General features: G+C 44.6%; 22 protein-coding genes. 17 read left to right on the top strand and 5 right to left on the bottom strand.

Annotated features, from left to right (window positions below; all coding sequences use genetic code 11):
- Positions 1-40: 40 nt before the first annotated feature.
- Together ACXAH2_RS06180 and ACXAH2_RS06175 are read right to left on the bottom strand one after the other, a co-directional pair.
- On the bottom strand, positions 41-1,174 hold the full coding sequence (locus ACXAH2_RS06180) for a D-alanine--D-alanine ligase (protein ID WP_475077304.1): 1,134 nt from the start codon (positions 1,172-1,174) through the stop codon (positions 41-43).
- Entirely contained in the window at positions 1,162-1,752 is a 591-nt protein-coding gene (locus tag ACXAH2_RS06175) for a DedA family protein (protein ID WP_475077303.1), read from the bottom strand. The genes ACXAH2_RS06180 and ACXAH2_RS06175 overlap by 13 nt, the downstream gene beginning before the upstream one ends.
- Before the next feature lie 310 nt (positions 1,753-2,062).
- Between ACXAH2_RS06175 and zigA the strand changes: the two genes are divergently transcribed.
- The 12 genes from zigA to ACXAH2_RS06115 all read left to right on the top strand — a co-directional run bounded on the left by zigA (position 2,063) and on the right by ACXAH2_RS06115 (position 13,290).
- The gene (gene zigA, locus ACXAH2_RS06170; protein ID WP_475077302.1) at positions 2,063-3,265 is read left to right on the top strand and encodes a zinc metallochaperone GTPase ZigA; all 1,203 of its coding nucleotides are present in this window, start codon (positions 2,063-2,065) and stop codon (positions 3,263-3,265) included.
- Positions 3,266-3,290: 25 nt separating this feature from the next.
- Positions 3,291-4,022 (top strand): PIG-L deacetylase family protein, encoded by a 732-nt coding sequence (locus tag ACXAH2_RS06165; protein WP_475077301.1) that lies wholly within the window; start codon positions 3,291-3,293, stop codon positions 4,020-4,022.
- Between the two features lie 141 nt (positions 4,023-4,163).
- Entirely contained in the window at positions 4,164-5,513 is a 1,350-nt protein-coding gene (locus ACXAH2_RS06160; RefSeq protein WP_475077300.1) for a CobW family GTP-binding protein, read from the top strand.
- 49 nt (positions 5,514-5,562) lie between these two features.
- The gene (locus ACXAH2_RS06155) at positions 5,563-6,006 is read left to right on the top strand and encodes a hypothetical protein (protein WP_475077299.1); all 444 of its coding nucleotides are present in this window, start codon (positions 5,563-5,565) and stop codon (positions 6,004-6,006) included.
- A gap of 50 nt (positions 6,007-6,056) precedes the next feature.
- Positions 6,057-6,245, top strand: coding sequence for a DUF1289 domain-containing protein (locus tag ACXAH2_RS06150; protein ID WP_475077298.1), 189 nt, complete (start codon positions 6,057-6,059; stop codon positions 6,243-6,245).
- A gap of 359 nt (positions 6,246-6,604) precedes the next feature.
- Positions 6,605-7,213: a Yip1 family protein gene (locus tag ACXAH2_RS06145; protein WP_475077297.1), complete on the top strand. Its 609-nt coding sequence runs from the start codon at positions 6,605-6,607 to the stop codon at positions 7,211-7,213.
- 266 nt (positions 7,214-7,479) lie between these two features.
- Complete coding sequence (locus ACXAH2_RS06140; protein WP_475077296.1) at positions 7,480-10,278, top strand: monovalent cation/H+ antiporter subunit A; 2,799 nt, start codon at positions 7,480-7,482, stop codon at positions 10,276-10,278.
- Entirely contained in the window at positions 10,278-10,646 is a 369-nt protein-coding gene (locus tag ACXAH2_RS06135) for a Na+/H+ antiporter subunit C (RefSeq protein ID WP_475077295.1), read from the top strand. The genes ACXAH2_RS06140 and ACXAH2_RS06135 overlap by 1 nt, the downstream gene beginning before the upstream one ends.
- Positions 10,647-12,158: a monovalent cation/H+ antiporter subunit D gene (locus tag ACXAH2_RS06130; protein ID WP_475077294.1), complete on the top strand. Its 1,512-nt coding sequence runs from the start codon at positions 10,647-10,649 to the stop codon at positions 12,156-12,158.
- On the top strand, positions 12,155-12,640 hold the full coding sequence (locus tag ACXAH2_RS06125; RefSeq protein WP_475077293.1) for a Na+/H+ antiporter subunit E: 486 nt from the start codon (positions 12,155-12,157) through the stop codon (positions 12,638-12,640). Before ACXAH2_RS06130 ends, ACXAH2_RS06125 begins: the two co-directional genes overlap by 4 nt.
- Entirely contained in the window at positions 12,634-12,903 is a 270-nt protein-coding gene (locus ACXAH2_RS06120; protein WP_475077292.1) for a K+/H+ antiporter subunit F, read from the top strand. Before ACXAH2_RS06125 ends, ACXAH2_RS06120 begins: the two co-directional genes overlap by 7 nt.
- Before the next feature lie 9 nt (positions 12,904-12,912).
- Complete coding sequence (locus ACXAH2_RS06115; protein ID WP_475077291.1) at positions 12,913-13,290, top strand: Na+/H+ antiporter subunit G; 378 nt, start codon at positions 12,913-12,915, stop codon at positions 13,288-13,290.
- Here ACXAH2_RS06115 and amt read toward each other — a convergent pair.
- A complete protein-coding gene (gene amt, locus ACXAH2_RS06110) occupies positions 13,265-16,321 on the bottom strand; it encodes an ammonium transporter (RefSeq protein ID WP_475077290.1) in 3,057 nt (1,018 codons plus the stop codon). The two genes, ACXAH2_RS06115 and amt, sit on opposite strands and share 26 nt — an antisense overlap.
- 526 nt (positions 16,322-16,847) lie before the next feature.
- Between amt and cysP the strand changes: the two genes are divergently transcribed.
- The 4 genes from cysP to ACXAH2_RS06090 all read left to right on the top strand — a co-directional run bounded on the left by cysP (position 16,848) and on the right by ACXAH2_RS06090 (position 20,807).
- On the top strand, positions 16,848-17,861 hold the full coding sequence (cysP, locus tag ACXAH2_RS06105; RefSeq protein WP_475077289.1) for a thiosulfate ABC transporter substrate-binding protein CysP: 1,014 nt from the start codon (positions 16,848-16,850) through the stop codon (positions 17,859-17,861).
- A gap of 103 nt (positions 17,862-17,964) precedes the next feature.
- Entirely contained in the window at positions 17,965-18,822 is an 858-nt protein-coding gene (gene cysT, locus ACXAH2_RS06100; RefSeq protein WP_475077288.1) for a sulfate/thiosulfate ABC transporter permease CysT, read from the top strand.
- Between the two features lie 15 nt (positions 18,823-18,837).
- Positions 18,838-19,719: a sulfate ABC transporter permease subunit CysW gene (cysW, locus tag ACXAH2_RS06095; protein ID WP_475077287.1), complete on the top strand. Its 882-nt coding sequence runs from the start codon at positions 18,838-18,840 to the stop codon at positions 19,717-19,719.
- Positions 19,716-20,807 carry a sulfate/molybdate ABC transporter ATP-binding protein gene (locus ACXAH2_RS06090; protein ID WP_475077286.1) on the top strand — a complete coding sequence of 364 codons (1,092 nt, stop codon included), beginning with the start codon at positions 19,716-19,718 and terminating at the stop codon, positions 20,805-20,807. The genes cysW and ACXAH2_RS06090 overlap by 4 nt, the downstream gene beginning before the upstream one ends.
- A gap of 40 nt (positions 20,808-20,847) precedes the next feature.
- On the opposite strand, the gene ACXAH2_RS06085 is transcribed toward ACXAH2_RS06090, so the two are convergent.
- Positions 20,848-21,771 carry a histone deacetylase family protein gene (locus tag ACXAH2_RS06085; protein WP_475077285.1) on the bottom strand — a complete coding sequence of 308 codons (924 nt, stop codon included), beginning with the start codon at positions 21,769-21,771 and terminating at the stop codon, positions 20,848-20,850.
- A gap of 156 nt (positions 21,772-21,927) precedes the next feature.
- Between ACXAH2_RS06085 and ACXAH2_RS06080 the strand changes: the two genes are divergently transcribed.
- Entirely contained in the window at positions 21,928-24,306 is a 2,379-nt protein-coding gene (locus ACXAH2_RS06080; protein ID WP_475077284.1) for a bifunctional acetate--CoA ligase family protein/GNAT family N-acetyltransferase, read from the top strand.
- Positions 24,307-24,409: 103 nt separating this feature from the next.
- Here the strand turns inward: ACXAH2_RS06080 and ACXAH2_RS06075 are convergent.
- Positions 24,410-24,636, bottom strand: a 227-nt coding sequence (locus ACXAH2_RS06075) for a hypothetical protein (protein ID WP_475077283.1), incomplete at its 5' end; no start/stop codon positions are given.

The raw sequence follows: 24,636 nt of genomic DNA, 5'->3' as shown, positions 1-24,636 counted from the left end.
TTGTCTTCCTGTGCCTTTATCAAAAAAACGGAGCCATCATTTAATCCGTTGCTGGATATTGTTCCGTTAAACGCTTTTCTTCACGCCACGCACTCAGCAACTCTTTCAAAGAAGGGGGCTTGTGCCCCTGCTTTTTTTGTTTGGCTCCAATAGCAAACAAAAGACGATACTGCTTAAGCAACACACTTAGAATGTTCATCAAGGAGGCATTTCTGTCCCATATATGAGCCGCTTCACTACTGGCTCCATTGAGTTCCAAAATGGTGAATTTTTCGCCCTGCATAAAGTCATGCAAGTTATCGAATTTGATGTCCAAGCGGCCGTAGTAATAGCCATTTACGTCCTTCAGAATGTGGTCTAATTTGCGCGTGAGTGCTTCGGTAATGTATTGATTGCCATCTCGAAAAATAGAACCACGACTGTGACTGCCGGCGAACGCCAGTTGGAATTCCTCGCCTTGCTCTGGCACCCAATCCAATAAGGCTTGATGACGAGGTAGGTAAAGATGAGCAAGTTTACCGGCTCGCGGATTTTGTCGAATCAGCTCCTCTAAAGTAAGTTGTCCATCTCCTACTACAGACGGGGCGTATTTCAGCGTAATAGAGAAGATCTCACCTCGCTCTGAATCGGGTTGACGCACATAAAACACGCCCGCTTCCGCCTGATAAGGCGCTTTTTTCTGCAACACAAATCGCGCATCTTGTGGAAAAGCCATAAAATAATCCACAAGCTGTTGTTCCGATTGCAATAATTTCACTCCAACACCACGACATCCTAGATCAGGCTTAGCGACTAATGGCCATTTTAGATCCAGCTCTCTTAACCTTTTGAGGGTTTTTTCTACCTGTTCAGAGATGGCATCAGCACTCTTCTCTACTATGCAATAAGAAGCAATCCAAGGCTGTGCTGTTTCTCCGGCGAGGCTCATAATCTCGTGTTTTGATTCGCCCACCATGCCGCTGAGTTTAATACTAGGGTTGGCAATTAACGGCAAACGCAGATCCCGGTAATAGATCGCTTGCAACAAACTTTGCAGTACTACTGGCGTATAAAAAAACCAAGCAGGCATAAACTCAAAAGGCGATATAGCACGATTCTCATCAGCCTCTAGTAATGGCATACCGCCATTGACCCTATGTGCTGGAATTAACTCAATTTTTGCTAATTTTTCCACTGAAGTCCTCTCAAAAAACTCAACTTTATTAATCGATTCACACCCAGCAAAACAACCAAAGCGGCAATAGCAAACCACCATTGATAAGCCGTTATATCTAGCCAAGCTTGGCGACCAAACCAATAAATCACACCAAACACTAACCCTGTCCAAAGCGCCGTTGCCGACAAGACCACCGACAAAAATTTCCAGATGGGAAGAGCAATGAAACCTGCCAAAGTAAAACCTAATGTTCTAAAACCCGGTACAAAACGAATCACGAAAAGGTTAAACACTTGCTGATGTTGAAAACGCTTTTTGACCATTTGAAAGTAGGGCAATTTATAAAGACGCCATCTGAGATAACGCCATCGTTTTGCCCCACGCCCCAAGGCGTAAAGCCCCAGATCTCCTGTCGCAATGCCAATAAATATGGCCAATAAAGCCAGCAACGCAGACATATCACCTTGCACCGCCATGACAGCGGCACTGACAATGGCCAAATCCTCCGATAAATACGACGTTAGAACGATGCCAACAAACATCACACCCAGTGATGAAGAAGACTGAATTAATAAGGTTTGCAACGCGTCAAACACTCTTTTTACCTTTAATAATGTATTGGCTGCTTAGTGTTAGTCGCATGCAATGTGAAAATTGTTACAACAGATTTAAATTCGATCAAAATAAATGGCTTTAGACTGGCTTCCTGCACTAGGAAAGGAACAAACAAGTCCACTGACTAGTGGTAACCTGCTCCTGCCTTGCTCTAATCCCTTTCCTCAGCTAAATGTGGCGATGCGTTTATTCAATTAGATCGTCCACCAAAGAGGCGTATTGCATAATGAAACAGATTACATTAACGTTATGTTATAACATTAATGTAATCGACTTTAGTGAGTGCCTTCCATGAATAAACTCCCAGTTACGGTACTGTCTGGATTTCTTGGTGCCGGTAAAACCACCGTATTGAGCCACATTCTTAACAATCGCCAAGGTAGAAAGGTCGCGGTCATCGTCAACGACATGAGCGAGATCAATATCGACTCGGAAATTGTGCAGAACGAAGTGTCTTTTAACCACAACGAAGAAAAGCTGGTTGAAATGAGTAACGGCTGTATTTGTTGCACATTACGAGAGGACCTACTAGAAGAAGTGGGCAAACTGGCTCAAGCTGGAAAATTCGATTATCTCGTCATTGAATCAACGGGGATTTCTGAGCCGTTACCAGTAGCAGAAACTTTCACCTTTACCGATGAAAACCATGTCTCTTTATCTGATGTCGCCCATCTCGATACCATGGTCACAGTGGTGGATGCGGTTAATTTCCTAGTCGATTACAACCAAGCCAAATATTTAAAAGACTCTGACGAATCTCTCGGTGAAGACGATGAGCGGAGTATTTCCGATCTGTTGGTGGACCAAGTGGAATTTGCTGATGTGATTCTCATTAGTAAAACAGATCTTGTCAGTGCCAAAGAAATCGACAACCTGACCGCTATTCTAAAAACACTTAACACTCACGCACACATCATTCCAATTGCGAATGGCAATATCGATGTAGATCAGGTTATTAATACTGGTCTGTTTAATTTTGAACGAGCGCAACAAGCCCCTGGCTGGTTAAAAGAAATGCGAGGGGAACACATTCCAGAAACCGAAGAATATGGTATCAGTAGCTTTAGTTACCGAGCACGACGCCCCTTTCATCCAGAAAAGTTTCATCGTTTCATTGGCAACATAGATACATTCGGCAAACTCATCCGCTCAAAAGGTTATTTTTGGCTCGCCTCAAGACCAACATTTGCAGGTCAATGGAGCCAAGCTGGAAGCATTGCACACTATGGATTTGCTGGTGTGTTTTGGCGCGCCATCCCCAAAGAAAACTGGCCTACTGACAAAGACTATTTAGCAAACATAGAAAAACTGTGGCAAGAACCTTTTGGGGATATGCGTCAAGAGATGGTGTTTATCGGACAGAATTTAAATAAAAACGCCATGATCAGAGCCCTAGACGCATGCCTATTGAATGAATATGAAACCTCTCTCGGCAAAGATTACTGGTTGAATTTAAAAGATCCATTCCCCGCTTGGGGACCTAACCATCCATAACAAGCTAAATACAAAGGAAAACGATATGAAAAAGCCATCTGCTCTTATTATCAGTGCCCACGCTGCTGACTTTGTCTGGCGTGCAGGTGGAGCAATCGCCTTGCATGCCGAGATGGGCTATGAAGTAACTGTGTTGTGTTTATCTTATGGCGAGCGAGGTGAAAGCGCTAAGTTATGGAAACAAGACAAAATGACCTTGGAGCAAGTAAAACAAGTTCGGCGAAACGAAGCGCAGGCAGCTGCGCAAGCACTAGGTGTTCATGACATACAATTTTTTGACTTAGGAGATTATCCGTTAGACCTGAACAATGAAGCCCGACATCGTCTTGTCGATGTGATTCGATCTGTACAGCCAGATTTCATGATGAGCCATTCCCTTTGGGACCCATATAACACAGATCACATGAATACCACTCGATTTGTCCTAGAAGCACGCATGATAGCCCAAGCTTGGGGGCATAATCCCGGCGAAAAAGTTCTTGGTGCCCCCCAGTTGTATTTATTTGAACCTCATCAAACAGAACAAATGGGATGGAAACCCGATACTTTTTTAGATATCACCCAAGTTTGGCACAAGAAACAAGCCGCCATTGAATGCATGCAAGGGCAGGAACATCTCTGGCATTTCTACACCAATGTTGCCGAAAATCGCGGCAATCATTTTCGACGCAACTCAGGTGGTCAAGCTGGCGGACGCAATACCGAATATGCAGAAGGTTTTCAATCTGTTTTCCCGCGAACGGTGGACAGGTTATAAATCGAAAAACACAACCTATCCTAGGTAAAAATGAACAGTCGTCGCTTTGATAACTGAAAGGGCATTTCTAGCCTCAAACAGATTACGAAACTTCGAGCCTGACATAATCGAATAAGAGATCTTCTAAAAGAGGAAGTGCACATGAAAAATCAAATTCCTGTTACCGTACTCACTGGCTTCCTCGGCAGTGGAAAAACCACCTTACTGAATCGTATTTTATCGGAGGAACATGGTCTTCGTATTGCTGTTATCGAAAACGAATTTGGCGAAATTGGTATTGATCAAGACCTGGTCATTAATGCCGATGAAGAAGTCTTTGAAATGAATAATGGCTGTATTTGTTGCACAGTACGAGGCGATTTAATTCGTATTTTAAGCGAATTGGCTCAGCGCAAAGACAAGTTTGATCGAGTCATTTTAGAGACCACGGGCATGGCAGATCCTGGACCTGTCGCACAAACATTTTTTGTTGATCAAGATATTCATGAACAATATGAATTGGACGGCATTATTACTCTTGTTGATGCCAAGCATATTCAAAACCATCTCAATAGCAAAACGGATGAAGTGATGGCACAAATTGCATTTGCTGATCGCATCATAGTAAACAAGCTTGACCTAGTCCCTAAGAATATCTCATCCAAACTTCAGCAACGTTTACAAGAAATGAACCAAATGGCCGATATTTATCCGACCACCATGGCCGACGCTCCCATTGCGGAACTATTAGACATTGGTGGCTTTAACCTTGAACGAGCCATGGAAATAAAGCCAAACTTTTTAGAACCAGAATACCCTTTCGAATGGGGAGGAATTTGGCAATTGCCGACCGCTGGACATTATCATTTTCAGTTAGAGAATGGCCCTGATCCTGATATGACAATCCTCTTATCTGATGTGAATGAAATCTCTGAAACCACCATATTAAATCAAGCAGAAAATGTGTTTGGTGAGTTTTCAAAAAATGCCCTCGCCATAAGCCACCAACAAACCATGGATCACACTGACACCTGTTATCAACTCCAACTCACTGGACGCCACCTTTACGAATTTTTCTTTGTGACGGAAAAACCGAAAACAATAGCGCTTTTTTCTCAGCACACTCCGGAAGAATTTGAACTAAAACTAATTAATGACGACAATATCGAGTGCCGCCCAACAGCCGAACATTATTTTAATGCTGAACACGAACATGACGATACGGTATCTTCTGTTGCAATAGAACTGCCAGGATTATTTGATATGTCAAAAATCAATGCTTGGCTTGATGCCTTTCTACAGATCAAAGGAGTCGATATTTACCGTATGAAAGGCGTCGTGGGTGTAAAAGGCGAGCGTCATAAAATCGTATTTCAGGGAGTGCATATGATCTTTGGCAGTCAAGCAGGCAAACCTTGGGATGATGAAAGCCCAGTGAATCGCATGGTATTCATTGGTAAGGATCTGGATGAAAACTATATACATCAATCCTTACAAAGCTGTTTGGCTTAAAAAAAATCAGTCAGACTTGTATACCAAAATTATTTAAGAGCTATGTTCCATGAAAGACATTAAAAACATTTTCCGTAACCTTGAAAAAAAGCTTAAGCAATCAAAATGGTTTGCAGAGGATTGGGAAATTTATAACCGTGGACCTTACTTACAACTTTATAAGACCAGTTGGCATAATCACAATCAAGGTGGGATTCATTTCGAAACCTATATTGAAGCGCCTCAAATCAAACAAAAATCTTTTCCCATTTGTTTACACGCAGAAGAAGATTGCCCATCCAGAACGGAATTTATCCAGCGACTTTTAAACCGAGAAGAAGATCGTATTAAAGGTTGGAAAGGCTATCAAATTATCGCTAAAGATTATCATGTTCTGCAAAAGACAATGCCACTCAACTTCAAGAATCTAGAGCAACGCCTTTACGATGAGTTGAATCAATTGAGAAAACTGGCACCGAGTATAGAGTTAGTGTTACAAGAACTTGAAACTTAATATACATACTGGAACTGTAATAAGCACTTGCTGTGTTTTGGACACAAAGAATGAAATCTCAAAAAAGCCCTTGTATTGACGTTTGTGTATTTTCTGGCCCAAAAGGCTGGTGTATTGGTTGCGCACGTACTCGACAAGAATGCCAGCAATGGAAAACAATGAAACCTTACGATAAAAACTTGCTCAAAAAGGCCCTCACAAAAAGATTGCATCAGTTAAAGAGCCAAGCCAAAAAATAATCCGCCTTTAAAAATTTAAAATCAACAAATTAACGAAAAAAACTACCACGTAGTAATTCAATAACCTCAATTTAGCCAATATTTCCAATCCCTATTTCAGCTTCAATTCTGCAGGGTGACGTCACCCAAAAACACCGTACCTCTTCTGTCACAATGAATCAAAAACAAACCCTAATCAGCCTCTTCCTATAACACTATAAGATCTTAAAAATAGAGTTTTTATAACAAACTTTTATTAATCCAACCGTTGTTTGTTGCGTATGCAACTATACTGATGGTAAGCCACATAAGATTAGGGCGTGGCTGTATCAGGCATTTTTCCAAATATTTAGGCACTAGATAGTAACGAGGGGGAATCCATGATCAATCATGTTTGGGGTCTTATTCATCATCCAGATAAAGAATGGCGAGCCATAAACGAAGAACACGAAACCGTAAGTCACATGTACTACCATCATGTACTTTGGATGGCAGCCATTCCAGTAGTGAGTGCTTTTATCGGCACCACGCAATTTGGCTGGTCAATTGGTGGAGAATCCATCAAGGTATCGATAATGACTGGTTTAGGACTGGGTGTCTTATTCTATGCGTTAATTCTGGTCGCTGTGGCTATGGTCGGCAGTGTCATTCACTGGATGGCACGCAACCATACTAATCGCCCGCCACGACAAGAATGCATTGTCTTTGCAGGCTATATAGCGACACCACTCTTCTTAAGCGGTATTGTTGCCATTTATCCAATTATTTGGCTTTGTTTACTGACCTGCGTTTTGGGCGTCATCTACACAGGCTACTTGCTGTATCGTGGTACGCCGAGCTTCTTAGGCATCAGTAACAAACAAGGCTTCATTCTTTCCAGTACCACATTAGGCATTGGTGTCTTAGTCCTTGAAGCATTATTAGCCATAGTGGTGTTAGTTTGGAGCTTAGGGTCTGAGCACAGCATAGTATGGAAATTTTTTCAGTAAGATTTTGATTTATAAAAACAATCCATCACTTCTTATAACAATCGACGGAACTTTTCCGTCGATTCTCGTCTCAAATTTACTTATTCTTAAACGCAATCTGTGATAATTTGGTCGGATATTGATTTAGGTAATGGTTTATCGGGCAAGGATGAACCAAACATAGTAGTATGACGGAATGCATTTATTGCCTATATTTTAGGAAACAACATGCTAGTACTCTGTTTTAACTCTGTTTTATTACCATTAACTAGGAAGGAGTTATTCCCTTGAGTTCACTGATCTGGCTTCCATTTCTCCCTTTATTAGGGACTCTGGTTCCTCTTCTTAGTGCCCGCTTAAGCCGAACGGCTTGCGCTTTTCTTACAGCAGCACTACCCGCACTCACTCTTTTGCTCGTGTTGGCCTACGCTGGAGACATTTTCCAAGGCCAACAATTTCAGGCCATATTACCTTGGATTCCGACCATTGGATTAAATTTGTCTTTCCGTTTGGATGGCTTGGCTCTGTTGTTTGCCATTTTGATTCTTGGCATTGGCTTACTGATCATTTTGTACGCACGCTATTATTTGTCGGCACAAGATTCCATCGGTAAATTTTACGCTTACCTGATTCTATTCATGTTTGCCATGTTAGGTGTAGTATTATCTAACAATCTGATTCAAATATGGTTTTTCTGGGAATTAACCAGTATCAGTTCCTTCTTATTAATCAGCTTCTGGGGACACAAAACCGAAGCTCGTAAAGGCGCTCGTATGGCGCTTACCATCACAGGGGCTGGCGGTCTTGCATTATTGGCAGGCCTTCTGATCTTAGGTAATACGGTTGACAGCTTTAACCTACAAGACATTTTAGACAGCGGCGATTTCATTAAAGCCAGTGCCAACTACCCAATCATAGTGGTACTTATTTTACTCGGCGCGTTCAGTAAATCTGCACAATTTCCGTTTCATTTTTGGTTACCTAATGCCATGGCTGCACCAACACCAGTCAGTGCTTACTTGCACTCTGCCACCATGGTGAAAGCCGGCATCTTCTTAATGGCAAGATTCTATCCTGCCTTAGCGGATACCAATCTCTGGTTCTTAATCGTCAGTTTGACTGGTTTAGCCACCTTTCTGGTGGGCGCTTACATTGCTATTTTCCAGCACGACCTCAAAGGCCTATTAGCCAACTCCACCATCAGTCATTTGGGACTCATTACTCTGTTATTAGGTATGGGAACCGATTTGGCAGCCGTAGCAGCCATATTCCATATCATTAACCATGCCACCTTTAAAGCTTCCTTATTTATGGCGGCAGGTATCATAGATCATGAATCTGGTTCGCGTGACATGCGCCAACTCAACGGCCTATGGAAATACATGCCTTACACGGCAACGCTTGCCATGGTGGCATCAGCTTCTATGGCGGGCGTACCTTTGCTGAATGGTTTTTTATCAAAAGAAATGTTCTTTACCGAGACTCTACACCAAGGTTCATTGGGCTCATTATCTTGGTTCATTCCTATCTTAGCCACCCTAGGAGGCGTGTTCGCGGTTGCCTACTCAACACGCTTTATCCATGACGTGTTCTTTAACGGCGAACCCATTAACCTGCCCAAAACCCCGCACGAGCCACCACGCTATATGCGTGTCCCGGTAGAAGTGCTCGTTGCTTTGTGTTTGCTAGTGGGCATATTCCCAAGTTTAGTGGTAGGAGATTTGTTGTATGCAGCAGCAAGCGCCACCCTAAACACACCTCCACCAGAATACAGTTTGGCAATTTGGCACGGTTTTAACTTCCCACTGCTCATGAGTGTAGTGGCCTTGATCGGCGGTTTGTACATGTACTATAACCGCACTCATTTATTTAAATTCCAGGCACAGTTCCCTGCCAGTGACCCGAAACTGGTGTTTGAAGGCGTAGTTCAATACCTGACCAACAAGGCGAAGAGCATTATTGCAATTACAGAAAATGGCTCTTTACAACGCTACATTTTCTTAACCTTAGCATTGGCAGTGGTGATGACAGCCTCTTCCCTAATAAAGCTGAACACTACGGCAGGACAACGTCCAGAAATCCCTGTCGACGCCTTATCGATTACCTGCGCCGTACTATTGACCATTTCAGCACTAGCAACCGTTGTTTGGCACAGACGCCGTTTGGTGGCCTTGTTAACCTTATCCGTAGTGGGACTAATTGTTTCCTTGGCCTTTGCCCAATTCTCCGCTCCAGACTTGGCGCTTACGCAACTGTCAGTGGAAGTCGTCACTGTGATCTTGCTGATTTTGGCCCTATTCTTCTTACCACAAAATACCCCTAAAGAGTCCTCACCGCGCCGTGTTGTTCGTGACCTAAGCTTGGCATCTTTAATCGGGGGTGTGGTAGGCACCATTAGTTATGCTTTGATGACTCGTCCATTGGACACAATTTCAACTTTCTTCACAGCCAACAGTAAAACTGGCGGCGGTGGCACTAACGTGGTCAACGTCATCTTGGTAGACTTCCGTGGCTTTGATACCTTAGGCGAAATCACGGTATTGGGCATTGCAGCACTAGGAATATACAAACTTATTGCCCGAATGAAATTATTCATGCCATCCTCAGACGATAATGGCTTGACCTGGTCAACTGATCGTCACCCCATTCTATTGTCTGTGATCTCACAAAGTTTATTGCCATTAGCCTTGCTGGTGTCAGCATACATATTCTTGCGTGGACATAACTTGCCTGGTGGTGGTTTCATTGCCGGCTTAATTACCTCTGTTGCTATCATTCAACAATATATTGCGCATGGTGTGGAGTGGATTAAAACTCGCATCAAGTTGGATTATCAAATCATGATAGGTTGCGGAATTGGCATTGCTACTCTCAGTGGTCTTGGCAGCTGGGTCTTCGGCCATACTTTCTTGTCCTCATGGTTTGATTACTTCTATTTGCCAGTAATAGGTAAATTTGAGCTAGCCAGTGCCATGATTTTCGATTTGGGTGTCTACTTGACGGTTGTCGGAGCCACCATGTTAATTCTCGCCAATCTAGGTCAGCTAACCACCAGCGAGCGTCCTATTCAAAAGGAGCATGATTAATGGAAGGTTTATATGCATTCTGTGTCGGCTTGCTTACCGCTTGCGGCATCTTTTTAACCTTACGTGGCCGTAGTTTTTCTGTGGTAATTGGCCTGACCTTACTTTCTTATGCGGTCAACCTCTTCCTGTTTGCCAGCGGCCGTTTGAAGTTAAACGCGGCCGCGGTTCTAGGTGAATCAGAACAATACAGTGACCCATTACCACAAGCCTTGGTACTGACGGCTATCGTAATCGGTTTTGCCATGACGGCCTTTGCCGTCATTCTTGCCATGCGTGCTCGTGCCGATTTGGGTAATGACCACGTGGATGGCACCTTACCAAAACCACCCGCAGAAGCGCCGACTAAGTCATCTGGAGGCAATAAATAAATGCAGCATTTGAGCATTTTCCCTGTTTTAATTCCGCTGCTGTTTGGCGCGATCATGTTGCTACCCCCCATTTCGCGAGATTGGCAATCGCAACGCGTGACCTCAGTAGTAGGCACGCTATTTTTAATGATTTCTGCCGCATTTCTGCTTTACCAAGTAGATAGCGAAGGGACACGTCTATACGCATTGGGTGGCTGGCAAGCACCTTTTGGTATCGTCCTAGTGGCAGACAGGGTATCTAGCTTGTTAGTGCTGTTAACCAGCTTTTTAGGCTTTGCTGTTATGCTGTATGCCATTGCTGGACGCGACAAAGGCGGGGCCTATTTCCATCCATTGTTTATGTTCCAATTAATGGGTATAAACGGCGCTTTCCTGACCGGCGATATCTTCAACCTTTTTGTCTTCTTCGAAGTGCTGTTGATTGCTTCTTATGCCCTGCTCATTCATGCCGGTGGCAAACAAAAAACACAAGCCACTGTACATTATGTGATCCTCAATCTAGTGGGTTCCAGCTTATTCCTGTTCGGTTTGGGTATTTTGTACGGCACCTTGGGCACATTGAACATGGCGGATATGGCCGTCAAAGTGGGACAATTGGAAGGGGAAACAGCCACTTTGGCCAAAACGGGAGCCTTGTTGTTGCTCGTCGTATTTGGCTTAAAAGCAGCCATGTTACCAATGCACTTTTGGCTGCCTAAAACCTACGCCATTGCCTCTGCACCTGTGGCTGCCTTGTTTGCCATTATGACTAAGGTAGGCGCATACAGTATTTTCCGTGTTTATACGGTAATCTTCGGCGAGCATGCAGGCGAATTAGAAAATATAGCCACCCCGTGGTTGTGGCCGTTAGCTCTGTTAACCATCACCATCGGCAGTATTGGCGTGTTGGCTAGCCCAAGTGTCAGAACTTTGAGTGCCAACTTGGTCATCGTTTCAAGCGGCAGCATATTGGCTTGTGCGGCCATCAATTCAGTTGAAGCGACTTCTGCCGCCTTATATTACATGGTACACAGCACCATTGCCTCTGCGGCGTTATTCTTATTGGCTGATATTATCAGTCGCCAACGCGGACAGGCAGAAGATCGTTTTGTGAAGTCGCGCATCTTCTCTCAACCTAAACTGTTAGGCTTTGGTTTTGCCATTGCAGCCTTAAGCCTAATCGGTATGCCACCTTTCTCCGGCTTTGTAGGAAAAATCATGATACTTCAGGCAACCCAATCTTCGGTACAAACCATGTGGGTTTGGCCGTTAATATTATTGGGCAGCCTAGCCGCCTTAGTTACCTTTTCTCGAGGTGGCACAACCTTATTTTGGCGTCATAACGGTTCTCCAGCAACAGAAAGTGAGCCGGCGAAAAACAGTGAAATTGCAGCCATCCTATTGTTGATGCTGGCCGCACCTTTGTTGGTTATCTTTGGTGGTGTGATCACTGAATATACCTTGCAAGCCGCCACGTCATTACATGATATCCAAGCTTCAGCCTACGACTTAATTCCGGGAGTAAGCCGATGAAACTGTTACCCATGCCATTTCACAGTGTTTTACTCTTTGTTGTTTGGCTGCTGCTCAATAATTCCACGAACGCTGGACACATTGTTTTGGCCTTGTTTTTTGCCATCAGCATCCCTTTGTTAATCAATGGTATGCATGACCAGCACCCTAAAATACTCAAGCCTTGGAAGGCCATTGCTTATGTTTTAATGGTGATGAAAGACATAGTGGTAGCAAATGTAGAAGTGGCACTCTGGATTATAGGTCCAGTGAAAAAATTAAAACCGGGCTTTGTGGCCATTCCCATCAAAATTGAATCCGATTTAGGCATTACCATTCTCGCCAGTACTGTGTCGTTAACACCGGGAACAGTCAGTGCAGAAGTATCACAAGACAAACAATGGCTGTATGTTCATGCTTTGCATGTGGAAAATGAAAAAGACCTGATAGACTCCGTCAAACAGCGCTATGAAACGCCGATTAAGGAGATTTTTGGATGCTAACTTACACTATCTTTATTGTGGCCGTCTGTATCTGTATTGCCTTGTTCTTAAACTTATGGCGTTTGATGGCAGGCCCAACCATTTCTGATCGCATCTTAGCCTTGGATACCATGTACATTAATGCCATTGCTTTGATCCTGCTGTACGGTATTTATGCTGACACTGCCTTATACTTCGAAGCGGCCTTGCTGATTGCTATGCTGGGATTTGTCAGTACTGCAGCACTTTGTAAGTACTTACTTCGCGGCGATATTATTGAATAGGACTAAACCATGCCATTGTATCTGGAAGTTATTATCTGCTTTTCGCTATTACTAGGTGGGATCTTTTTATTAATAGGATCATATGGATTGGCACGTTTACCCGATATTTATATGCGGTTACACAGTCCAACTAAAGCCTCTACCTTAGGAATCACTGGCGTCCTAGTGGCGTCTATGATATTCCAAAGTCACGCTAAAGGCTTTTTGTCCATTCAGGAGTTTTTAATCACTTTATTCTTGTTGATTACCGCACCTGTGGCAGCCAACATGATCGCCAAAACCGCTCTACACCATAGGACCAAAGCGCTCGACAAAACCCAAGGGCAGGATCTAATGGAAACCATTCGTGAGCGTCACTCCCCTAACCAGCAACACGATGCGGAGTAAATACATCCACCATGGCATCCCCTATCAATGGTCTTTCGAAATAGTAACCTTGAAATATTTCACAACCAAGGGATGACAAAGTGTCTGCTTGAGAGCGTGTTTCCACCCCTTCCGCAACAATCAATAGTTCTAAATTTTTTGCCAGATGAATAATGGTTTCACAAATCTTCGCATCTTCAGTATGACTATCACACTCTTCCACAAATGACTGATCGATTTTCAAGGTATCCAACGGCAAACGTTTTAAATAACTTAAAGAAGAGTATCCTGTACCAAAATCATCTATCGCTATTCTGATATCAAGGGCTTTTAAATCCGCCAGTACTTCGACGCAACGAGTTATATCTTGAAGCAAAACGCCTTCGGTAATCTCAATTTCCAATAGGCTACCAGCGACATCATATTCTACTAATTTCTGTGCCACAAAAGGCACCAAAGAATCTGAAACCAAATGACGACCTGACAAATTCACCGCCACAGGCACCGCCCTCAGACCTTGCTGTTGCCAATGCTGAATTTGCCACAAGGCTTTGTCTATCACCCATTCGTCTATTTTGACAATCAAAGATGATTCTTCTGCAATCGGAATAAATTCAGCAGGTGAGATCATACCCTTGTCAGGATGCTGCCAACGAATCAGCGCCTCCACGCCAAAAAGTGTCTTACCATCACGTGCCACTTTCGGTTGAAAAACCAGAGAAAACTGGCCATCGTCCAAAGCTTCGTGAATTTCTTTATCAAAACCAAACTTCTTAGTCACCACGTTCGCCATTTCTGGCGTAAAGAACTGCGCATTATCTCGTCCTTTCTCTTTGGCATAGTACATAGCAATATCGGCTTGCTGGATCAATTTATCCGCAACAATCGGCACATGATTAGTAAAGGTAATGCCGATACTCGTTGGTATAGTAAAGTCTTGCTCGTTAATGTGAACAGGCGCACGCATGGCCTGCAAAATATTTTCAGCTCTTTCCAGTAACAGACTGTCAGTAACATTTTGCGTCATCATTATGACAAACTCATCGCCCCCCCAACGCGCAATGACATCGTGTTCCGCTGATACTGAGGATAAGCGCCTAGCCACTTCACACAAAAGCTCATCTCCGGCTTTATGTCCTAAGGTATCATTAATGATTTTGAAATTATCGAGATCAAGGAACAACAAACCCACTGAGGTTTTCTGCCTAGTGGCAATCAGTAAGGCACTCACCAGAGCATCCATCAAATAAGTACGGTTATACAAACTGGTTAAAGGGTCACTGTAAGCTAAAAATCTGAGTCGTTCTTGCAGTTTAAGCTGCTTACTCATATCTCGAATGTGCAATGTGTATTCGCTATCTGAATTGCTATCGGTATTGGCCTTGGTAATAGCGATTTCTGCTGGAAAATCGTGGTTCGGACTGCGCTGCAAGCGGAACGGATTGCGTCGGTTCAATATTAAGCCACTGGAAGACGAAAAGCCTGAATTGAGGCTTTCAAAGATTTTTTTACGATCCACCTCAAGCACAAACAGACCAATGAAACTCTTTCCTTCCACCTGTTTTTTCAAACAGCCAAAGGTACGCTCAGCCGCCGGATTAAATTCGATAACCGAGCCAAAGCGATTGATAGTGACAATACAATCCATGGACGAGTTTAAAATAGCGGACTTTCGCATTTCACTCTTTTGGAAACGCATCAAGGCATCATCTCGCTGCGCAATTTCACTGCTAACTCGATCAATCACCTGATTGTATTTGTGGGCAATCTGTCCCACTTCTGTAAAAGGCTCTTCCGGAACGGGCTTAGAAAAATCGGCGTTATTTTGCTGATATTGCATAGATGTGAGCAAATCCAACAATTCCGTTGTGGCCTTGTGTTCCGCCACGTTCAGACCTTGCTCTTCTTGCTCTTTGGTTGCTCGCAACGGCATTACTCGATTAAGCAACCAAATACCCGCGTAACCCACCGTAAAACAATAAGCCCCTATGGCAGCCACACCTAATGATTGCACTCCCAATTGCGCCCAGAAATTCAAACCATTATCAATTAACTGAGCATTACCAAACAAAGCGACCGCTATCGTGCCCCAAGCGCCAGCGAATAAATGCGCTGGGACCACATCAAGTGCATCGTCTAAACGCAACCTTTCCATCAGCAAACTGCCAAAATAGACAATCACGCCAGAAACCGCACCAATGATAATCGCGCTGCCCGGTGACACCACATGACAAGAGGCCGTAATGCCAACTAAACCTGCAATGGTGCCATTCAGTACAAAACTGACTTCCACAAAACCATCACGAAAATAATTAATTCCGGCAGCAATCAGGCCTCCCCATGCCGCAGAAATAAAGGTATTGAGAATGATCAAAGGCACATCATTGGTCAAGGCTAAGGTACTGCCACCATTAAAACCAAACCAACCAAACCAAATCAGCAAAGCCCCCAATGCGGACAAGGGTAAATTGTTCCCGGGTGGTAACCGAATACCTTGTTCAAACCGTCCGAGCCTTGGGCCAATAATCATAATGGCGGCGAGTGCCACCCAGCCCCCCACCGAATGCACCACGGTTGAACCCGCAAAATCAATAAAACCTAGACTTTCTAACCAACCTTGTGGCCCATTTCCACCGTACACACCTGACCACGCCCAATGACCAGCAATGGGATAAATAAAAGCACTGAGAATTAATGTAACCGCCAAATACCCCATAAAAGTCATGCGCTCAGCGACAGCGCCAGAGGTTAAGGTTGCGGCCGTTCCACAAAACATCATTTGAAAAATAAAGAAACTGATTTGCCAAGGAGAATGCTCATAATCAAAGGCAAAATCACTGGTGCCGAATAAACCCAGTACGGAATCACCGAACATGATGCCAAAACCAAAGCACCAGAAAAGTGTCGTAGAAATGATAAAATCAGAGATATTTTTTGCTGCCACATTGATGCTGTTTTTACTGCGAATGCGGCCACTTTCCAAACATAAAAAACCCGCCTGCATTACAAACACAAATGCTGCGGTCACTAACAACCAATTAAAATCTGCCATTTTCACCCTAACAAATACAGTCTAAGAAAAATAACGCACCAAAATAAAACACACGATCCACAGTGTGATACTAAATACAAGCGGCCTAATCCGTTAGACGAGGCAAGGAACAGGGGATAAAAACCATCCATATCCAGCTCAAAACATAGAAAGAGCAAGCCACAACAGGGTACAAACCCATATCATAGCCAATGGAATGATTCATACCTTCCTTGAGTTTTACAGCCTAAATTGCCATGTTTGACGAGGGTAGAGTTTACTATTCAATAGTTGCGCCAACTCTTCGACTTTTAATAGATTTCTTCATGTTTTTCACTTTGTATGCATAAAACACTAATCAACCGTCTACATAGCAAAAACCACTTCAGCTGCGGCTTCATGCAGACTGACCCAAAAAAGAATCTTCATTCAGAAAAGCCACCTTTTATATTCCAAAAAAGTTTATAAAATCGAATTGTAATAACTAAATATTTTAAGTATTCTTGCACTTAATTAAGAATGAATAGCATTAAGACTGAGGTTTACCATGCAATTAAAATCTGGCGTTTTCAAAAGTATACTTAGCAGTTTGCTGCTTAGTAGCGCCATTCAGGCGTCTGCTGCAGACCAAACCATCTTGAACACTTCATACGACATCGCACGTGAATTGTTCGCTACTTACAACCCAACTTTCCAACAGCATTGGCAAGAAAAAACAGGGCAAACTATTGAGATCAAACAATCTCATGCAGGCTCCTCTAAGCAAGCCAATGCCATCATGAATGGTCTACAAGCGGACGTGGTTACCTTTAATCAGGTGACGGATGTGCAAGTTTTACACGACAAAGCTCGCATGATCCCAGCGGATTGGAAAGCCGAATTTCCAAACAACAGTTCGCCTTATTACTCAACGACGGCCTTCTTAGTGCGTAAGGGCAACCCAAAAAATATCCAAGATTGGGGAGACCTAGTCCGTGATGATGTTGCTTTGGTTTTTCCAAATCCAAAAACCTCTGGTAATGGTCGCTACACCTACCTTGCTGCATTGGGTTACGCACAAAACACCTTTGGCAAAAGCAATGACAGCCAAATCGATGATTTTCTTAGCACTTTCTTGAAAAACGTGTCTGTGTTCGATACTGGTGGTCGCGGTGCAACGACGACTTTTGTCGAGCGTGGCATTGGTGACGTACTGATTACCTTCGAATCAGAAGTGAACAACATTCGCAATCAATACGGTGCAGATCAGTACGAAGTCGTGGTGCCAAAAACCTCTATCTTGGCAGAATTCCCCGTTGCGGTTGTGGCAAAAAATGCTAAAAAGCACAGTACAGAAGAAGTGTCTCGGGAGTACTTAAATTATCTTTACAGCGAAGCATCGCAACGCCTATTGGCTGGCTTTAACTACCGCATTCACAACCCAGTAGTCAAAGCCGAGTTCGCTGAAAAGTTTCCTGACGTTAATTTGTTGACCGTGGAAGAAATCGCTGGCGGCTGGCCTAAAGCCACCAAAGAAATTTTCCGTAACGGTGGCAAGCTTGATCAGCTTCAGCGCCGCTAAGCGTTAAAACCAAGCTTAAGCCGAGTGCGTTCGCGTATTCGGCTTTTGTCGTTTCAAAGCGCAATCAGAAAATGGCATTAACCAACCTTCTACAGGCAATACCATGGCAACACATTTAAGCGTGGCGCAACCACGTCCCAAACACAAAAAAGTCCTACCAGGGCTGAGTTTAAGCCTTGGCACTTCGCTGCTCTTTATCAGCCTGATCATGCTACTGCCTATGACTGGCTTAATCATGCAATCTATTGACATGGGGTGGGACGAATATTGGTACGTGATCACCAATGAAAGGGTGGTTGCCAGCTATAAGGTCACCCTGTGGGCGGCCTTCTTTGCGTCCATGTTTAACGGCTTATTTGGTTTGTTATTGGCGTGGATTTTGGTGCGCTACGATTTTCCTGGACGTCGCATACTCGACGCTTTGGTTGACTTACCCTTTGCTCTACCCACCGCGGTAGCCGGTATCACATTGGCAACCTTATACTCGCAAAATGGTTGGTATGGGGATCTCTTAGCTCAACTTGGCATCAAGGTAGCCTATACGCCGATTGGTATTATTCTCGCTATGGCGTTTACCAGCATTCCTTTTGTGGTTCGTACGGTGCAACCGGTATTGGAAGAACTGTCCGTTGAGGAAGAAGAAGCCGGCATGACCCTAGGCGCGTCCGATTGGGCGGTATTTCGTCGCGTTATTTTCCCTGCTCTTTGGCCAGCACTGATGACAGGCATTGCTTTGTCGTTTACCCGCAGCTTAGGAGAATTCGGTGCGGTTATTTTCATTGCGGGCAACATGCCGTATGTCAGTGAAATCACTTCATTAATGATTTTTGTGAGCCTACAGGAATTTGATTTCCCTGCCGCCAGCGCCATTGCGTCTGTGGTCTTGATGGCATCGCTCATTCTGTTGTTTGCAATTAATCTATGGCAAGCGCGTTATTTACGTCGCTTACACGGACAATAAAGAGGAGCTTGATGAATGTCTAAACCCTCATCACAAGGCCATAAGTTAAGAGTCGGTGACCGTCCGTTGGTGAAATACAGCTTGATTGGCATCACCTTCGTCTTAACCATCATTTTATTAGTGTTACCCCTGATTTCTATTTTCCAACAGGCCTTAGTAGAAGGCGTGGGCCATTATCTGAGCAGCTTGGTTGAAGCCGATACCTTGCATGCCATTGGCTTAACCCTGTTTGTCGCCTTGCTCACTGTGCCGATCAATTTGGTCTTTGGGGTGCTGTTCGCTTGGGCGGTGACGCGTTTTGAATTCCCTGGGCGCAAACTTTTGATGACCTTGATGGACATTCCTTTTGCCGTATCTCCTGTCGTGGCAGGTTTGTTGTACTTATTGCTCTATGGCAACAATGGCTGGATTGGATCTTGGCTCTACGATCAAGACATTCAACTCATGTTCGCTTGGCCGGGCATTGTCATGGTCACTGTGTTTGTCACCTGTCCCTTTGTTGCCCGTGAACTGATTCCACTGATGCAGCAACAAGGTCGCGAAGACGAAGAAGCCGCGGTAATTCTTGGTGCCTCTGGCTGGCAACTCTTCCGTCGCGTCACCCTACCGAACATCAAATGGGCCTTGATCTATGGTGTCATTTTGACCAATGCCAGAGCCGTTGGCGAATTTGGTGCCGTGTCTGTGGTATCCGGTAATATTCGCGGTGAAACCAACACCTTACCTTTGCATGTACAACTGCAATATGAGGATTACCAAGCGGCAGCGGCTTTCGCCAGTGCTTCGTTATTAGCCTTAATCGCGCTGATTACCTTGCTGTTCAAAGCTTATATTGAATGGCGCCAAGAAAAGTTATTGAACCATGAGTCAGAGAAACAACAGCAGGTAACAAAATGAGCATTCTGATTGACAATATTTCCAAACACTTCGGCTCATTTCAGGCCTTATCGCCCTTATCACTGAACATTCAGGAAGGCGAAATGATTGGTTTGCTTGGACCTTCTGGTTCAGGTAAAACGACTTTATTGCGCATCATTGCTGGGTTAGAAGGCGCTGACACAGGCCGTATCCAATTTGGCGAACGGGATGTGACCAATCTGCATGTGCGTGATCGTCGCGTTGGTTTTGTGTTCCAAAACTACGCGTTATTTCGCCATATGACAGTCGCGGACAACGTCGCCTTTGGTCTACAAGTATTACCTAAGTCAAAACGCCCGAGTAGTGTTGAAATAAGCAAACGTGTCAGCCATTTACTGGAAATGGTACAACTTGGCCATTTGGCGCAACGCTATCCTTCACAGCTTTCTGGCGGACAAAAACAACGTATTGCTTTAGCCCGTGCGCTTGCCACCAAACCCGAAGTACTACTGCTCGACGAACCCTTTGGTGCCTTGGATGCCAAAGTACGTAAAGAACTGCGCCGCTGGTTACGTGGATTACATGATGAGTTGGGCTTCACCAGTGTGTTTGTCACCCATGATCAGGAAGAAGCATTGGAGCTATCCGACCGTGTTGTGGTAATGAGCAATGGCCACATTGAACAAGTAGATCAACCCGGTGACTTGTATGCCTCACCAAAAAGTCGTTTTGTGTTTGATTTCTTAGGCAACGCCAATGTATTTGAAGCCACACACCAAAATGGACAATGGCAAAATGGCGTGGCTAACTTACAATTGCCCGCCAGCACACCGCAAAAATCAGGGCAAGTTTATCTTCGCTCTCATGAGTTTTTTGTTTCTTCAATGGCGACAGAAAGTGCCTCTTTGCCGTTAAAAGTCATTGCCATCAATTTGATTGGTGCTGAAGTGCGCTTAGAGTTGTCACCTCTAGATTGGCACAGTGAGGATATCTGGGAAGTGGATTTACCACACAAAGCTTTTGATAAGCATTGTTTTGAAAAAGGCCAAACAGTATTTGTGACACCTAAGTCAGGCTACTTCTTCGCCAATGGCGAACAAGAGCACGTTCCGATCCAGTGGTCTTAATATACTTAGACTAACTATAAATTACTTAGACCATGAGGCATTAGAGCCTCATTAAGCTCTTAATATGACAAAAGGCGGCACGTCCTAAGGCATCGAGGTTGTAGCCGCCTTCTAGTACGGACACAATGCGCCCTTCACAGTGTTCATCTGCCACTGCCATCAATTGCTCAGTAATCCATACATAATCGCTTTCATCCAAGCGCAATTGCCCCATTGGGTCTTCCTTATGCGCATCAAAGCCTGCCGAGATTAAAATCAATTGCGGACGAAACGCCTGCAAACTCGGTAACAATTGCTCACTAATGGCTTGGCGGAACACCTCACCGTTAGAACCCGCTTCCAAGGGAATATGGACAATATTATCGTGAGACGCACCAGGATCTGCATAAGGATAAAAAGGGTGCTGATAACTGGATGCGTAGAGAACGCGTTGATCACTTTGAAAGATGTTTTCTGTGCCATTGCCATGATGAACATCAAAATCGACGATGGCCACGCGTTCTAAACCCAATTCAGCAACCGCGTAATTTGCTCCCACCGCAACGTTGTTAAACAAGCAGAACCCCATGGCTTTATCAAATTCCGCATGATGACCTGGTGGTCGAACCGCGCAGAAAGCATTATCCACTTGCTTATTCATCACCAGATCAATGCCTTGAATCACCGCACCTGCTGCATAAAGAGAAGCATTTAAGGTATGTGGCATCATGAAGGTATCTGGATCTAACTCAACCTGCCCTTGCTCAGGAGAACGCGAAAAGATGGCAGCGACATAATCGGCATCATGGGTTGCCAAAAGTTGTTCACGGCTAGCGGCTTGCGCTTCGAAACAACGCAGAAAGTCCATCAATTGCCCGTTAATCAAACGATTCTGAATGGCACCAAGACGCTGCGGGGATTCTGGATGATCCGCGCCTATGTTGTGTTTGTCACAAAGATAGTGGGTTATGTAGGCTGTTGTCATAAAGTTTGATAAGCGCGTCAGAGCTTTTATTATTGGCTTGCCCTTTATCAAGCCACACCTTTACCAAGACAGTCTACCCTACCATAGTCTACAATTCTTCAGATAACCCCTTGTGTTATCTTTACACAACGATTCGTATTGCAAGGAATAATCAACGTGAGCTTGCACGCCTTAGAACCGCTTCTTGCCCCAAAATCCATGGTAATTTTGACCGGCGATGATCCGCACAATCCTTTGCTGCTGGCTCTACTCTCGTCCCTCAGTAATGCGCCAAAACAATGTCCTATTCAATTAGTCGGTGTGCTACCAGAGCATGACAATGACTTCCCCCATGTCGTCAATTTAGCCAGTTTAAAGCAACCAACTGATTTGGCGGTTTTAGTGGGTGAATATCGACAGCAAAGCATGCAAGACATCATTCGCGAGTGTGGACAGGCAAGCATACATTCCCTTCTTATGTTGTCTTGGACAAATACTCCGACTCAGGAATTAAACGATTGTCTTCGCGAACACAATGTGCGCTTGCTTGGCCCTAATAGCTTTGGCGTTTGTCGTCCCAAACAAGGCGTATACGCTTGGCTTGGCCTAACTCATCCTTTACAGGGAAAATTGGCGCTTATGTCTCAGTCAGGCACAGTTGCAAGCGCCTTGGTCGATTGGGCTACGTGGCAAGGCATCGGCTTTTCTCAAGTGGTTGCCATGGGAACCCCTGTTGATGTGATGCCTTCTCAAGTCTTAGATTACTTATCACGGGACTTTGATAGTCAAGCCATCTTGATATTCTTACAAAAAATTGGCCGACCGACTCGTTTTCTCAGTAGCCTTAGAGCCACAGGGCGAAGCAAACCTGTTGCTGTGGTTGCCGAACACGCTCTGGGAGCCGATCAAAGAGTTTTAGACGCCGCGTTAAGCCGCACCGGCGCGGTACGTGGTCGTCGTCTTAATGACCTTATCGCCGCCGCTTCCGTCATGACCAATGCCAGACGTGTCAAAGACGGCTCTTTGCTCATCATAGGCAATGGCGCAGGGCCAGGTGAATTGGCCGCACAAAGGGCAATGGAATTAGGCATTGACCTGTTAAATCCTTCAGGAGAATTGCAACACAAGCTAGAGCACACCATGGCGGGCAGAGGTGGCATAGGGCCAGTCACCACAGTATGGGCCAGCACTGCCAGCGACCTTTATATCCAACTTGCAGCAGACGCACTCAGCTCAGAACATTGTGGTGCCGTTTTGCTCACATTAAGCCCAACCGCCCTGATGGACATAGACAGTTTGTACGATTTGGTCACTCACTTGCACCGCACTCAAAAAAAACTGGTCATGGTGTGTTTATTGGGCGGTGGTGGCATGACCAGAATGCGTACTCGTATTAATGAAGCTGGTATACCAACCTTTCGCACACCAGAAACGGCAATAGAAGGTTTTCAGTTTCTAGTTCAATTTCAACGTAACCAACTGCTGGCCAAACAAGCCGCAGACAGTCATGCTTTTCGCTTTCAGATTGACGTACAACAAGCCAGTCAGCATTTATTAAAACTCAATCGTCGCAAGCAGGAAGTGTTTGGTTTAGACGATTTAAAAGACTTATTCGAGCTTTTCCATATTCGCCTAACCTCTAGGAGACAGTCTCAACACTTACTCAACGCTCCAATTCATCTAAGAGTTTTCCAAGACCCTGTCTTCGGCCCTGCTATCGGTTTGGCACTAGAAGGCGCACAACAGCATCAGCAAGCCGAAGCTGTGGCCTTACCGCCACTTAATACCCTATTGGCGAAGGATTTAATCGCACGAGCTTTCCCAGGTGAAAGCAGTTATGAGCTCGAAAGCTTATTACGCAATCTATCTACCCTAGTATGTGAACTGCCTGAAATCGACACCTTGGATTTAGCCGATGTTCGATTACATGACAGTGGCAGCCTCTATGCTCATGTTGAGGCCAGCTTGAAAGACAGTCGAACATTACGGCGTTATGAGCATTTAGCAATCCAACCTTATCCACGCCAATGGGTAACAGAACTCACCCTCAAAAACCAAGAACTCGCGATCATTCGCCCCGTATTACCAAGAGATGCCGTGATCATGGCGGACTTTGTTCGTAACCTGTCTCACGAAACCCGCTATTTTCGTTTTATCTCTAACATAGAGGAACTCACGCCAAGAATGCTCGCCACCTTGTCACACATAGACTATGACAGAGAAATGGCGTTATTGGCGGTCGTTGAAAAAAATGGAAATGATTTACTCATAGGCACCGCCCGCTACATAGATAACTTTGACGACCAGAGCTGTGAATTCGCCGTGGTATTAGGAGATGAATACCACGGACTCGGGCTTGCTTCCTATCTAATGCGACAACTATTTAAAGTAGCCTATGACAAAGGGCTCAAAGTCATGAAGGGAATAGTATTGGCCGAGAACAAGCGCATGATACAGTTCTGCAAACATCTAGGCTTTAGCATCCAACGGGACCCAGACGACATAGGACAGGTGATTGCGACGATTAGATTAACGAAAGGACTCATTGGGGAATGAGGGGGAGAGTTCCTAAAGACGTAAAAAAGCCCTGACAAGCTATCCTATCAGGGCTTCTTATGTTTAAAGCTTGACGATATTTATGCCCTTTTACCACCTATGCTTATCCCCTTGTGGGACTCTCACATGCTTTCCTTTCATCATAAGGCCCCACACTACCATCGGCGATGGCGAGCGCCTGCGGCGTATAAAGAGCCACTTCTGTGTTCGGGATGGGATTAGGTGGTTCACTTTTCAAAATCGTAGGTTTGATAAGGGTGGCACGACCGCTATCAAACGAGGAGTAATTTGACTTTCCTCCAGACGTAAAAAAGCCCTGACAGGTTATCC

This window comes from Marinomonas sp. ABL3_031 (assembly GCF_056161265.1).
This window is presented reverse-complemented; position numbering and strand designations above follow the sequence as displayed.